Origin of the sequence: Streptomyces sp. NBC_00829, from assembly GCF_045161795.1 — a bacterium.
Lineage (GTDB): Bacteria > Actinomycetota > Actinomycetes > Streptomycetales > Streptomycetaceae > Streptomyces.
Genome location: NZ_CP108867.1, coordinates 6,458,295 through 6,470,576, shown reverse-complemented (window position 1 = coordinate 6,470,576; position 12,282 = coordinate 6,458,295). Strand labels below are relative to the sequence as shown.

Here is a 12,282-nt window from a genome sequence, read left to right as displayed (position 1 = left end):
TCAAGAGTCCCAGAGCGCCCCCAGCGACATCAGATCGCTGCGGTATTCGATCCGCTCGGACCACTCCTTGGGCCAGGCGCCCGCTCCGAGGTGCGCACCGGCGAACGCGCCCGTGAGGCAGGCGATGGAGTCCGAGTCGCCCTTGGTGCAGGCGGCCCTGCGCAGCGCCGTCACCGGCTCCTCGGGGAAGAGCAGGAAGCACAGCAGGCCGGTGGCGAGGGCCTCTTCGGCGATCCAGCCGTCGCCGGTGGCCAGGCAGGGGTCGTTCTCGGGGTCGGGCGTGCGCAGGGCCGTCGCGAGCCGCTCAAGGATCCCAAGGCACTCGTCCCAGCCGCGCGAGATGAACGCCTCGGGCGAGGAGTCGTGGGAGTAGGTCCACAGATTGCCGAGCCAGTGGTGGTAGTAGCGGCTGCGCATCTCGTACGCGTACGAGCGCAGTTTCTCCACCAGGCCCATCGGTTCCGCGCCCTGCGACAGCAGGTACACGGCGCGGGCCGTCAGATCGCTCGCGGCCAGCGCGGTGGGGTGGCCGTGGGTGAGCGCGGACTGCAACTGGGCCGCCCCTGCCCGCTGCTCCTCGCTCAGCCCGGGTACGAGCCCGATGGGCGCGACCCGCATATTGGCGCCGCAGCCCTTGGAGCCGATCTGGCTGGCCTCCTGCCAGGGCCGGTCGCTGTCGAGCTTCTGGCAGGCGACCAGGCAGGTGCGGCCGGGGGCCCGGTTGTTCTCCGGGGAGTGGTACCAGTGGACGAACTCCTCGCGCACCGGCCGGGTGAGCCGGGAGGCGACGAGCAGCCCGCGGTCCATCGCGGTGCGGATCCCGCGGGCCAGGGCGAGTGTCATCTGGGTGTCGTCCGAGACGATCGCCGGCCTGGCGAGCTCCATCTGCCGCCACGGCCCGAATTTCGCGAGGATCTGCGGCACATCGTTGAACTCGGTCGGGAAGCCCAGTGCGTCCCCGAGCGCGAGCCCGATCAGCGAGCCCGTCGCCGCTTGCTTGGTGACGGTCCTTGTCGTCCTCGTCGCGGTCATTGGTGCCGTCCTTCCGGTCGCAGGAGTGGAGGGTGCAGGGCCGAGGCGGCTCCTGCCCGGTACAGCGCGGCCGGTTTCCCGCGGCCGCCGGTGCGGCGCGGCGGACCCTCGACCTGCTCGACGAAGCCGGGCGTGGTGAGGACTTTCCGCCGGAAGTTGGGGCGGTCGAGTTCGACGTCCCAGACCGTCTCGTACACCCGCTGGAGCTCGCCGAGGGTGAACTCGCGCGGGCAGAAGCTGGTGGCGAGGCAGGTGTACTCGAGTTTGGCTCCGATGCGGTCGTGCGCGTCGGCGAGGATGCGTTCGTGGTCGAAGGCGAGCGGGGCGGCGTCCGACAGCGGCACCCACTGGGCGTGTGCCGCGTCCCCGCCGCCCCGAGGCTCCGGAAGATCCGGGAGGAGCGCGGTGTACGCCACGGACACGACCCGCATCCGGGGGTCGCGTTCGGGGTCGCTGTAGGTCCGCAGCTGCTCCAGATGGAGGTCCGCGACGGTCTGCTGCGACAGACCGGTCTCCTCGGCCAGTTCGCGCCTGGCGGCCTCTTCGGCGGACTCGCTGGGACGTACGAAGCCGCCGGGCAGCGCCCAGGCTCCGCGGTAGGGCTCCTCGCCGCGCTGGACCAGCAGGACGTGCAGCCGCTGCTCGCGGACCGTGAAGACGGCGAGGTCGACGGTGACCGCGAAGGGCGGGAACGCACCCGGGTCGTAGCCCTCCATCATCGTTTCTCCGGAATGGGGGTCCCCCCACGCCCGCAGGGCGTGGCGAGAGGGTCGGCGAGGTCCCAGCCCTCGTCGAGCAGCGCGTCCACGGCGGCGACGGCGGTGGCGAGCCGCAGCTCGTGCGGTCCGGTGAGGGTGATGAACCTGCGCCCGGTACGGGTAAGTTCGTCCCTGAAGCGCCCGGTCATCCAGGGGCGCAGCTCCTCGCCGTCCCGCAGTCCGTCGTCCTCGAAGTCCACGCCTTCATGGTCGGTGAGCAGCCACAGGTGGTGGGTGACCCGGTCGGCGATCTCCTCCACGAGCGGATGCCGTCCGCCGAGGTACCGCTCGCGCCAGACGGTGGTGGCGAAGGAGTCCGTGTCGCAGAAGAGCACGGGTGAGCTGTTGCGCGCGGCCCGGTTCTCCCTGCGGTTCTGGCGCCGGGCGATGACGGGGAACTCCCCGGAGGTGAACTCCACGTCCTCCCACTGGATCTGCGGCCACCTCTCGCGCAGCGCGGCCAGCTTCTCCACGCTGTAGTCCCGGCCGCACTCGGGCACCCAGCGGGTGCTCGACCAGACGCCGCCGCGCCGCTGATAGTGCTCGGCGAGCGCGCGGGCCATGGTGGTCGTGCCGGTGGACTCGGCCCCGAGGACCACGACCCGGCGGGTCAGCCAGGCCCGCACCGGCCGCTCCAGGTAGTCCCAGCAGCCGACCGGGTCTTTGCGGACGGCGGTCCCCGAGACCGGGAAGAGCGAGCGCTCCGGGTCCACGCAGATGTGCTCGGCGCCGAAGCGGCGGGCGAGTTCGTCGCCGTACGGCTCCGAGGTGAAGACCGCGTCGACGGCTTCGCCCTCGCCCGCGACGGCCTCCCGGAAGATCTCCATGTGCGCGTCCCACACGGCCGGGTCGGTGAGGTCGACGGGGATGTCGTCGACGGCGCCGACGACCCGGACGTCCTGGTGGACCTCCCCCATCCAGCGGACCCGCTCCGCCAGCGGGATCGACTCCACGGAGGAGGCGCAGACCAGCACGGTCAGCCGCTCGCAGCGGTCCTTGGCCGTCCGTACGAGATGGTGGTGCCCCGCGTGCGGCGGATAGAACTTGCCGAGCACCAGCCCGTGCCGATGGCGCGTCATGCCCTCACCGCCGCCAACTCCCGGTGCCCGGAGGCCGGATCACGCGACCAGTTGCGCAGCCCGACCACGCAGAGGGCCATGAAGGCGACGTACAGCAGCGAGGTGAGGTAGAGCTCCTTGTAGGCGTAGAGCGGGATGTAGACCACGTCGGCCGCGATCCACAGCCACCAGGACTCGACGCGCTTGCGGCACTGGCCGTAGGTCGCCATCAGCGAGAGCGCAGTGGTGAGAGCGTCCCAGAACGGGACGGCGGAGTCGGTGGCCCGGTCGAGGAGAAGCGTCAGGCCAAGCGTCCCCATCACCCCCGCCGCGAGCAGCCAGGTCCACTCGGTGCGGCTGGTACGCCGCACCGGGAGCCTGTCGGGCCCTGGTCCACCCCCGTGGGTCCAGGTCCACCAGCCGTACACGGCGAGGGTGATGAAGACGACTTGCAGGCCCGCGTCCGCGTACAGGCCCGTCTCGGTGAAGAGCAGGACGAAGAAGGCGTTGTTGGCGATCCCGATCGGCCAGTTGGCGACGTGCTGGCGGGCCACGAGCCAGACGCAGAGCGCTCCGCTGCCGAAACCGAGGAACTCGGTCCAGCTCACCAGGGTGTCGAGCACGGTGAACAGCGGTTGCCGCAAAGGGTCGAGGATGTCCGCGAGACCCACACCCGCCTCCTTAATAGTCATGTTGACTATAAAGTGCGGGAGGCCGGTCCCACAAGATGCGGGAAGCCCGCGGCCTGAGGGCCGCGGGCTTCCTTCGAGACGGACAGGACAGGCTGGAGTCCCTAGAGTCCGACTTCCTTCATCAGCATGCCGACTTCGGTGTTCGTCAGGCGGCGCAGCCAGCCGGACTTCTGGTCGCCCAGGCCGATCGGGCCGAAGGACGTCCGTACGAGCCTGTCGACCGGGAAACCGGCCTCGGCGAGCATGCGGCGGACGATGTGCTTGCGGCCCTCGTGGAGCGTGACCTCGACGAGGTAGTTCTTTCCGGTGTTCTCGACGACCCGGAAGTGGTCGGCGCGGGCATAGCCGTCGTCGAGCTGGATACCGTCCTTGAGCCGCTTGCCCAGCTCACGCGGGAGCGGGCCCTGGATGGCGGCGAGATAGGTCTTCTTCACGCCGTACTTGGGGTGGGTCAGCCGGTGGGCCAGCTCGCCGTGGTTGGTGAGCAGGATGATGCCCTCGGTCTCGGTGTCGAGCCGGCCGACGTGGAAGAGACGCGTCTCACGGTTGGTGACGTAGTCACCGAGGCACTGACGGCCGTCCGGGTCCTCCATCGTGGAGACGACACCGGCCGGCTTGTTCAGGGCGAAGAAGAGATGCGACTGGGTCGCGACGGTCAGGCCGTCGACCTTGATCTCGTCCTTGTCGGGGTCGACACGCAGACCCTGCTCGACGACGACCTTGCCGTTGACCTCGACACGGGCCTGGTCGATCAGCTCCTCGCAGGCGCGGCGCGAGCCCATGCCGGCCCGGGCGAGCACCTTCTGCAGCCGCTCCCCCTCCTGCTCGGCGCCGGGGAAGGTCTTGGGCGTCTTGATCTGCGGCTTGCCGGCGTACCTGTCCCGGTTGCGCTGCTCGATCTTGGCGTCCAGCTCGCGGGGCCGCGAAGGAGCGCTGCCGCGCCGGGAGCCGCCCTGCGGCTTCTGCGCGGGCTTCGGTCCGCCCTTGGCTCCGCCGCGCGCAGCCGCGCCGCGGCCACGGCGCGGGCCGCCCTCCTCGGCGGAACCGCCCACGTCGTAGCGGCGCTCCTCGGGCCGGGGCCGACGGGGGCGCTGCTCCTGCTTGTCGTCGCGCCCCTTGCCCCCGGCGCCCCGGGAATCCCGGTTTCCGCCGGAGTCCCGGCTGCCGCTTCCGCTGTTCCTGCCGCTGCTTCGCATCAAAATTCCGTCTTGTCGTCTGCGTCGGTGTCCGGTGCGTCCGGATCGAACGACGGCACACCCTCTTGCGTCTCGGCCTCGATCGCCTCCGCCTCGGGGAGGAAGGGCGCGAGCTCCGGGAGCTCGTCCAGGCCTCGCAGGCCCATCCGCTCCAGAAAGTAGTTCGTCGTCCTGTACAGGATCGCACCTGTTTCGGGTTCCGCGCCCGCCTCCTCGACCAGACCGCGCTGGAGGAGGGTGCGCATGACGCCGTCGCAGTTCACTCCGCGTACCGCGGAGACGCGCGAACGGCTGACCGGCTGGCGGTACGCGACGACCGCGAGCGTCTCAAGGGCCGCCTGGGTGAGCCGGGCCTGCTGCCCGTCCAGGACGAAGCGCTCCACGGCGTCCGCGTGCTCCGCGCGTGAGTAGAAGCGCCAGCCGCCCGCGACGAGCCTGAGCTCGAATCCACGGCCCTGGACGGTGTACTCGTCCGCGAGCTCCCGCAGCGCGTCGGCCACGGCCCGGCGCGGCTGCTCGAGCACCTTGGCGAGATGTTCCTCGGTGGCCGGCTCGTCCACGACCATGAGGACAGCTTCGAGCGCGGGCTTGAGATCACTCACGCGGTCTCCCCCTCCGGGTTCTCGTGAACCTCTTGATCGAATTCGTCGGTGACGGTGGCACCGGACTCGCCGCCGGTCCACTTGACCGTCAGCTCCCCAAGGGCCTCCTCCTGCTCCAGGACGACGGCCTTGTCCCGGTACAGCTCCAGCAGCGCGAGGAAGCGCGCGACGACGGTGAGGGTGTCGGGGGCGTCCGCCGCCAGCTCGCGGAAGCTCGCCTGCCCCGACTCCCGCAGCCGCGCCACGACCACCGCGGCCTGCTCGCGCACCGATACGAGCGGGGCATGGATGTGGTCGACGTACACCTGGGGTTTGGGCCGGGGCTGCATGGCCTTCACGGCGAGCTTGGCGAACCCCTCGGCGCCGATGCTGATGACGACCTCGGGCAGCAGCTCGGCGTGGTGCGGTTCGAGGCCGACGGTCCGCGGGTAGCGCTTGCCCTCCTTCTCCAGGCGCACGCTGAAGATCTCGGCGATCTGCTTGTACGCGCGGTACTGGAGCAGCCGCGCGAAAAGCAGATCACGCGCTTCGAGCAGGGCGAGGTCGGCCTCGTCCTCCACCTCGGCGGAGGGCAGCAGCCGGGCGGCCTTGAGGTCGAGGAGGGTGGCGGCGACGACAAGGAACTCGGTCGTCTGGTCGAGGTCCCAGTCGTCGCCCATGGCGCGGATATGGGCCATGAACTCGTCGGTGACCCTGGAGAGTGCCACCTCGGTCACGTCGAGCTTGTGCTTGGAGATGAGCTGGAGGAGGAGGTCGAAGGGCCCCTCGAAGTTGGCGAGCCGCACCGTGAAGCGGCCGTCGTCGACGGGCGGCTCACCGTCGGCGGCACTCGGCTTCGCCCCCGGCGCCTCGGGGGCCGGGGGCGCGGTGTCGGCGGGCGCCTCGCTGCCGGGCAGCGACCGGGGCGCCTCGGGCGCGGCAAGCGGGCCCGGAGCTGTGTCCTCGCCGCCGGGAACCAGGGGCTCGGCGGCTGCCCGGGCCACCGGTCCGGGCAGCGTGCTCGGCCCGCGGCCCGTGTCGGGGCCCGTGTCGGGGCCCGTGTCGGGGCCCGTGTCGGGGCCCGTGTCGGGGCCCGTGTCGGGGCCCGTGTCGGGGCCCGTGTCGGGGCCGCTCCGCGGTCCGGGTGCCTCAGACGCGCCGGAGGACCTGGTGGCTTCCCGGACGGCCACCGGCTCGGCCTCCGGCCCCTCCTGGGGGTCGGACAGGGAATCCCCCTGGGCCCGTGCCACCTCGGGTGCCCCCGGCTCCACAGGCGAACCACCCCGGTCCGTGCCGGGGCCGCGCCCCAGCGAACGGCGGGGCGAGCGGGGAACGTCATCGGTCGGCGGCATCGTGGTCCAGGGGCAAAAGGAGCAGGCAGGGCAGCGCGCAGGCTACCGTCAGCGCCCGCGCAGGCGTCGTACGAGGATGCTCGCGTCGCCGCGCTGCTCAAGATCCGCCAGCACCACCGCGACCGCCTCGCGGACGATCCGCCCGCGGTCGACGGCCAGTCCGTGCTCACCGCGCAGCACCAGCCGCGCGTGTTCGAGGTCCATCAGTTCCTCGGCCGAGACATAGACCGTGATCTTCTCGTCGTGCCGCTCACGCCCGCTGGGCCGGCGGTTGGCACCACGGCCGCCCCGGCGGCGGGCCTGCCCGGCGGGCGGCGCGCCCGATGCGCCGGCCTCGGCCTCCTGCGGACGCCGTCCCTTGGCTGTGGCGGCCGGCCCCTCTTCGGCGTCCGACCCACGGCTTCGCCCCTGTGCCGAGGAGTCGTCCGCCGCGGAGTGCTCCTCCGAGGACGCGGGAGCCGCGGGAGCGGGGGCTGACGAGGAGGACGGCTCGGCCGCACCCTCGCCCACCGGATCGCTCTCTCCCGCCGGTGCCGGCACCCGGGGCTCACCGTTCGCCTTGCGGCGCTGAGACGCAGGAGAGGATGCCTGAAGTGCCATGCCCCCGGTCGTACGGAACAGTTCGTCGGCCCCGGGCAGACTCACTCGGCGTGACACCGGGCGAGCACCTCCCTGGCGAGCTGACGGTACGCGGCGGCGCCGACCGAGTTCGACGCGTAGGTCGTGATCGGCTCACCGGCGACCGTCGTCTCCGGGAAACGGACGGTGCGTCCGATGACCGTGTGGTAGACGTGGTCGTCGAACGCCTCGACCACCCGCGCCAGCACCTCGCGGCTGTGGACCGTGCGGGAGTCGTACATCGTGGCGAGGATGCCGTCGAGCTCCAGGTCGGGATTGAGCCGCTCCTGGACCTTCTCGATCGTCTCGGTCAGCAGCGCCACTCCGCGCAGCGCGAAGAACTCGCACTCGAGGGGCACGATCACCTTGTGTGCGGCGGTCAGCGCGTTGACCGTGAGCAGGCCGAGCGAGGGCTGGCAGTCGATCACGACGTAGTCGTAGTCGGACATCAGCGGCTTCAGCGCACGCTGGAGCGTCGACTCCCGCGCGACCTCGCTCACCAACTGCACTTCCGCGGCCGAGAGATCGATGTTGCTCGGCAGCAGGTCCATGTTGGGCACGGCCGTCTTGAGCAGAACCTCGTCGGCCGACATGCCCCGCTCCATGAGCAGGTTGTAGACGGTGAGGTCGAGCTCCATGGGGTTGACGCCCAGACCGACCGACAGGGCTCCCTGCGGATCGAAGTCGACGAGGAGCACCCGCCGTCCGTACTCGGCGAGCGCGGCGCCCAGGTTGATGGTCGACGTCGTCTTGCCGACGCCGCCCTTCTGGTTGCACATCGCGATGATCTTCGCGGGCCCGTGGGAGGTCAGCGGGCCCGGGATCGGGAAGTACGGCAGTGGGCGCCCGGTGGGGCCGATCCGCTCGCGGCGCTGACGGGCTGCGTCAGGGGCGAGCGTGGCCGCGTACTCGGGATCGGGCTCGTACTCGGCGTCGGGGTCGTAGAAGTGCCCCTCGGGGACTTCCTCGTAGGCGGCGAAGTGGGTGGACTCTCGGCCACTCTCGTTGCCGGCCATGGCGTTCACGTGTTGGCCGTCCATCATCTTCATCGTGTGGGCTGTCGTCATGCGCGTCGTGTGCTGATGCGTGTCGAAGGTGCGGACAGCAACGGAGCCGACAGCCTCGGGCCCGGACTGTTCCCTTGACGGGACCTGGCCTCGCGCGGGCATTCCAGGTTGACCACCCCCGGGAGTAAATGTCGACTCATTCACAAGTCGTCTTACCTCCTTGGACGTGACCAGGACTTTATCGATAGGTCAGCGTGGCACTATGCCGACGGTTGGCGACTCTATGGCGTGTCACCGCTCCGCAGCAACACAATCCGCCGGACCCGGCCCGATGTGTCGGCAACCGAACACCCTCCTGTCAAGGGCGCTCGGCGCTCCCGGTGCGACCCGGCCCTCAGGTTTCGAGGGTTCGCGAAACGGTTAAAGGGTTACGTTCGAGGCGACTTGAACGAGCATCGCACATGCGGTCGGACGCACGACCGGCCGGACCTTGCTCGGCAAGGTCCGGCCGGGGGCGTGATGTTGACGACGCGGGTTGACTGTCAGCCGATCAACGTGCTCAGTTCGACGCTCTCCAGGCCGTGGGCCTCGGCAACCTCACGGTAAACGACTTGGCCGTCATGGGTGTTGAGGCCCTTGGCGAGCGCGGGGTCACGGCGCAGCGCCTCGACCCAGCCGCGGTTCGCGAGCTCCACGATGTACGGAAGCGTCGCGTTGGTGAGCGCGTAGGTGGAGGTGTGCGGCACCGCGCCCGGCATGTTGGCGACGCAGTAGAAGACCGAGTTGTGGACCTTGAAGGTCGGCTCGGCGTGGGTGGTCGGACGCGAGTCCTCGAAGCAGCCACCCTGATCGATTGCAATGTCGACAAGTACACTTCCTGGCTTCATCTTGGCGACGAGCTCGTTGGTGACCAGCTTCGGGGCCTTGGCGCCCGGGATGAGGACGGCGCCGATGACGAGGTCGGCCTCGACGACGGCGGCCTCGAGCTCGTAGGCGTTGGAGACGATCGTCTGCACCTTGGTACCGAAGATCTTGTCGGCCTCACGGAGCTTGTTGATGTCACGGTCGAGCAGCGTGACGTGGAAGCCCATGCCAACGGCTATCTGGGCGGCGCTCCAGCCGGAGACACCGCCGCCGATGACGACGGCCTTGCCCGCGTGCGTGCCCGGGACGCCGCCGGGCAGAACGCCACGGCCGCCGGCCGAGCGCATCAGGTGGTAGGCGCCGACCTGCGGGGCCAGCCGGCCCGCGACCTCGGACATCGGGGCGAGCAGCGGAAGGGCGCGGTTCGCGCTCTCGACCGTCTCGTACGCGATGGCGGTGGTGCCGGACTCCAGCAGGGCGTCCGTGCACTCGCGGGAGGCGGCGAGGTGCAGGTACGTGAAGAGTGTCTGGCCCTTGCGGAGGCGGTGGTACTCCTCCGCGATGGGCTCCTTGACCTTGAGCAGCAGGTCGGCGGTGGCCCAGACCTCGTCGGCGGTGGGCAGGATCTGCGCACCCGCGGCGACGAACTCGTCATCCGTGATCGAGGAGCCGGCACCGGCGTTCTGCTCGATGAGGACCTGGTGGCCGTGGCGCACCAGCTCGTGCACGCCGGCGGGGGTGATGGCCACCCGGAACTCGTTGTTCTTGACCTCGCGGGGGATACCGACCTTCACGTCGATCACGGTCCTTGGCTCAGGGGATACAGGGGGCAATGCCATACATACCCGGATACGCGCGGCGCACCGGAAGACACCACGAGAACACGTGGCGGAGCCAGTCTAATGAAGGACTTCGCGCTGTCTAGCCTTACAAAGCATTAATCTTTTGGCGAAGCACTGCGGATTTCGTAGGTTGAGTCACCCCTCTCCCAGCAATCTGTCCGCAGCGGCGCGATGCAGCCGGGCCGCCGCCGGATCGCCCAGCCGGTCGAGCGCGTCCGCCATCCTGAGCTGCAGCGCAGCCTGCAGTCGGGCATCCCCGGCCTGCCGCGCCCACTCCACCGCCTCCTGGCACGTGCGCAGGGATTCGTCGGGCCTGCCCGCGTACTCCTGTACGCGTGCCGCCTCGCTCAACGCTCTAGCCTGGGACGGGAGATCGCCGATCCTGCGGTAGCCGGCCACCGCTGCGCGCCAGCTGCGCAGCGCATCGCCGTACCGGCCCGCGTAGGTGTACGCGGTGCCCAGCCGTCCGTGGAGCCGTGCCTCGTCCGCCCGCTCCTCCCGCGCCTGTCGCTGCGCAAGGGCCCGCCCGTACCAGTCGGCGGCCCGCTGCCAGTCCCCCAGCTCCTGGTACGCGCCGCCTACGGATTCCATCGCGCGGCCCGTGGCGTAGGGATCGTTCGCGGCCCGTCCGGCGTCCAGTGCCGCCCGGTAGCGGGCCAGCGAATCCTCGGTACGGCCGGTGCGGGCATCCAGATCGGCGAGATTGAGCAGAGCGGCGGCCTCTTCGCGGTGCAGCCCGCGGCGCTCGGCGACAGAGAGCACCAGCTGGTGCAGGCCGTACAGCTCGGGGGCCGCCGCCTCGGTGCCCCGGTGCGCGGCCAGCGCCCGGACCAGCGCGGACACCAGCCGTCGGGCCAGGGTGTCCAGATCGCCGTCCTCGACCGCGAGGCGCGCCGACGCCAGCAGCACCGGCTGCCGCTCCCGCAGCCAGTCGGCGGCAGCAGGCACATTGCTGAAGCGCAGCGCGCGCGGCAGCCCGGCCAGCTTCAGCCGGGCCGGGGAGCCGTTCGGCTCGGTGATGGCGCGGCAGGACTGCAGCCGGCGCACGGTCCGCTCCAGCATCCGGGCCCGGGCCAGCTGCACCTCGGCCGGTCTGTCGTGCGCCTCCATCAGCGCGCGCATCAGAGGCGAGAGCGCACCCGGCACCTCGTACTGGCCGCCGTCGCGGGGGTGCAGAAAGCCCAGGGCCGCGAGGTCGTGCAGCGTCGAATCGGCGGCCTGGACAGAGCAGCCGACCAGCGCGGACGCGGTGTGGGCGTCGGCGGTCCCGCAGGGCGCGAGCGACAGCAGCCGCAGCATCTGGGCGGCCGACGGGGGCAGGGACTCGTACACCAGCCGAAAAGCCCGGGCCAGGGGCCGCGCGCTCTGGGGCTGTTCCCCGTCGTCCGGCAGCGCCCGCAGCCGCTTGGCGGCGTCGGCGACCGATGTCTTGGGCCGGGCCGCGAGCCAGCCGCCGACCAGCACCAGGGCGGCGGGCTGCCCACCGCACTCCTCGGCGACGGTCTCGGCGGCCTGCGGATCCACGGTGATACGGACCGACCCGGTGAAAGTGGCGAGCAGCTCGATCGCGGACTTCGCGTCCATCCCGCCGAGCGTGCACGGCCGGACGTCGCGAATGCCGGTCAGCGGACCCTGGGCGACTGCCACGACCAGGCACTCGGAGTTGTCCGGCAGTAACGGGTCGACCTGTTCCGCGTCACCGGCGTCGTCGAGGAGCAGCAGCATCCGGCGTACGGCGAGAGCGTCGCGGACCATCCCGGTCAGCTCGTCCTCGTCGGCGCCGGGCGGGGCCGCGATACCGAGGCCGTCGAGGAGTTCGCGGGCCGCGCGGTCCATCGGGACCCGGTGTCCGCCGGGTTCGGTCAGCCGGGTGCGCAGTACCCCGTCGGGGTAGTCGTCGCCGAGCCGCACGGCGAGTTCCCGGGCGAGTGCGGTGCGACCGGATCCGGGCCGCCCGGCGATCAGGAGCACCCGGGCGCGGGGGGCCTTGCGGCCGGCGATGGTGTCCAGACCGGCCCGTTCGATGTCGGCGCGCAGGGACTTCAACTCCCGCTGACGGCCGAAGAACTGACCCCTGGACGCACTGAGCCGGCCGCCCACGTCCACCGCCTGATCCGCCACGGGCCACGCTCCCGTCCAGTCCGCGCACGAGCTGAGCCCGCAGGGACTCCGCACGGGCGTTCCGAGCGTAGTTCACGCTCTGCGACGAACCGTGCGGAGCAGGGCGGGGGCATCGCCCGATCGGTTCAGCAGATCGTCTGACCGGAACCGCTTCAGGCGTC

The 12,282-nt window shown here is 70.9% G+C and carries 11 protein-coding genes; all 11 read right to left on the bottom strand.

Annotation, left to right across the window (positions count from 1 at the left end):
• Window positions 1-1,032, bottom strand: coding sequence for an ADP-ribosylglycohydrolase family protein (locus OG293_RS28830; protein WP_406001697.1), 1,032 nt, complete (start codon window positions 1,030-1,032; stop codon window positions 1-3).
• Window positions 1,029-1,751: an NUDIX hydrolase gene (locus tag OG293_RS28825; RefSeq protein WP_406001696.1), complete on the bottom strand. Its 723-nt coding sequence runs from the start codon at window positions 1,749-1,751 to the stop codon at window positions 1,029-1,031. The genes OG293_RS28830 and OG293_RS28825 overlap by 4 nt, the downstream gene beginning before the upstream one ends.
• Window positions 1,748-2,869: an AAA family ATPase gene (locus OG293_RS28820; protein WP_406001695.1), complete on the bottom strand. Its 1,122-nt coding sequence runs from the start codon at window positions 2,867-2,869 to the stop codon at window positions 1,748-1,750. Before OG293_RS28820 ends, OG293_RS28825 begins: the two co-directional genes overlap by 4 nt.
• Window positions 2,866-3,519, bottom strand: coding sequence for a nicotinamide riboside transporter PnuC (pnuC, locus tag OG293_RS28815; RefSeq protein WP_406001694.1), 654 nt, complete (start codon window positions 3,517-3,519; stop codon window positions 2,866-2,868). Before pnuC ends, OG293_RS28820 begins: the two co-directional genes overlap by 4 nt.
• 122 nt (window positions 3,520-3,641) lie before the next feature.
• A complete protein-coding gene (locus tag OG293_RS28810) occupies window positions 3,642-4,736 on the bottom strand; it encodes a pseudouridine synthase (protein ID WP_406001693.1) in 1,095 nt (364 codons plus the stop codon).
• Entirely contained in the window at window positions 4,736-5,302 is a 567-nt protein-coding gene (gene scpB, locus OG293_RS28805; protein WP_360881515.1) for an SMC-Scp complex subunit ScpB, read from the bottom strand. The genes OG293_RS28810 and scpB overlap by 1 nt, the downstream gene beginning before the upstream one ends.
• Window positions 5,303-5,334: 32 nt before the next feature.
• Complete coding sequence (locus OG293_RS28800) at window positions 5,335-6,669, bottom strand: segregation/condensation protein A (protein ID WP_406001692.1); 1,335 nt, start codon at window positions 6,667-6,669, stop codon at window positions 5,335-5,337.
• Window positions 6,670-6,717: 48 nt separating this feature from the next.
• On the bottom strand, window positions 6,718-7,314 hold the full coding sequence (locus tag OG293_RS28795) for a hypothetical protein (protein ID WP_406003742.1): 597 nt from the start codon (window positions 7,312-7,314) through the stop codon (window positions 6,718-6,720).
• The gene (locus OG293_RS28790) at window positions 7,311-8,456 is read right to left on the bottom strand and encodes a ParA family protein (protein ID WP_406001691.1); all 1,146 of its coding nucleotides are present in this window, start codon (window positions 8,454-8,456) and stop codon (window positions 7,311-7,313) included. Before OG293_RS28790 ends, OG293_RS28795 begins: the two co-directional genes overlap by 4 nt.
• A gap of 380 nt (window positions 8,457-8,836) precedes the next feature.
• Window positions 8,837-9,952, bottom strand: coding sequence for an alanine dehydrogenase (ald, locus tag OG293_RS28785; protein ID WP_406001690.1), 1,116 nt, complete (start codon window positions 9,950-9,952; stop codon window positions 8,837-8,839).
• Window positions 9,953-10,135: 183 nt separating this feature from the next.
• A complete protein-coding gene (locus tag OG293_RS28780) occupies window positions 10,136-12,121 on the bottom strand; it encodes a tetratricopeptide repeat protein (protein WP_406001689.1) in 1,986 nt (661 codons plus the stop codon).
• Window positions 12,122-12,282: the final 161 nt, after the last annotated feature.

Bases quoted from the DNA above. Each gene is read 5' to 3' on its own strand.
- OG293_RS28830 (WP_406001697.1), bottom strand. From the start codon at position 1,032: ATGACCGCGACGAGGACGACAAGGACCGTCACCAAGCAAGCGGCGACG.
- OG293_RS28825 (WP_406001696.1), bottom strand. From the start codon at position 1,751: ATGATGGAGGGCTACGACCCGGGTGCGTTCCCGCCCTTCGCGGTCACC.
- OG293_RS28820 (WP_406001695.1), bottom strand. From the start codon at position 2,869: ATGACGCGCCATCGGCACGGGCTGGTGCTCGGCAAGTTCTATCCGCCG.
- OG293_RS28810 (WP_406001693.1), bottom strand. From the start codon at position 4,736: ATGCGAAGCAGCGGCAGGAACAGCGGAAGCGGCAGCCGGGACTCCGGC.
- scpB (WP_360881515.1), bottom strand. From the start codon at position 5,302: ATGGTCGTGGACGAGCCGGCCACCGAGGAACATCTCGCCAAGGTGCTC.
- OG293_RS28800 (WP_406001692.1), bottom strand. From the start codon at position 6,669: ATGCCGCCGACCGATGACGTTCCCCGCTCGCCCCGCCGTTCGCTGGGG.
- OG293_RS28790 (WP_406001691.1), bottom strand. From the start codon at position 8,456: ATGCCCGCGCGAGGCCAGGTCCCGTCAAGGGAACAGTCCGGGCCCGAG.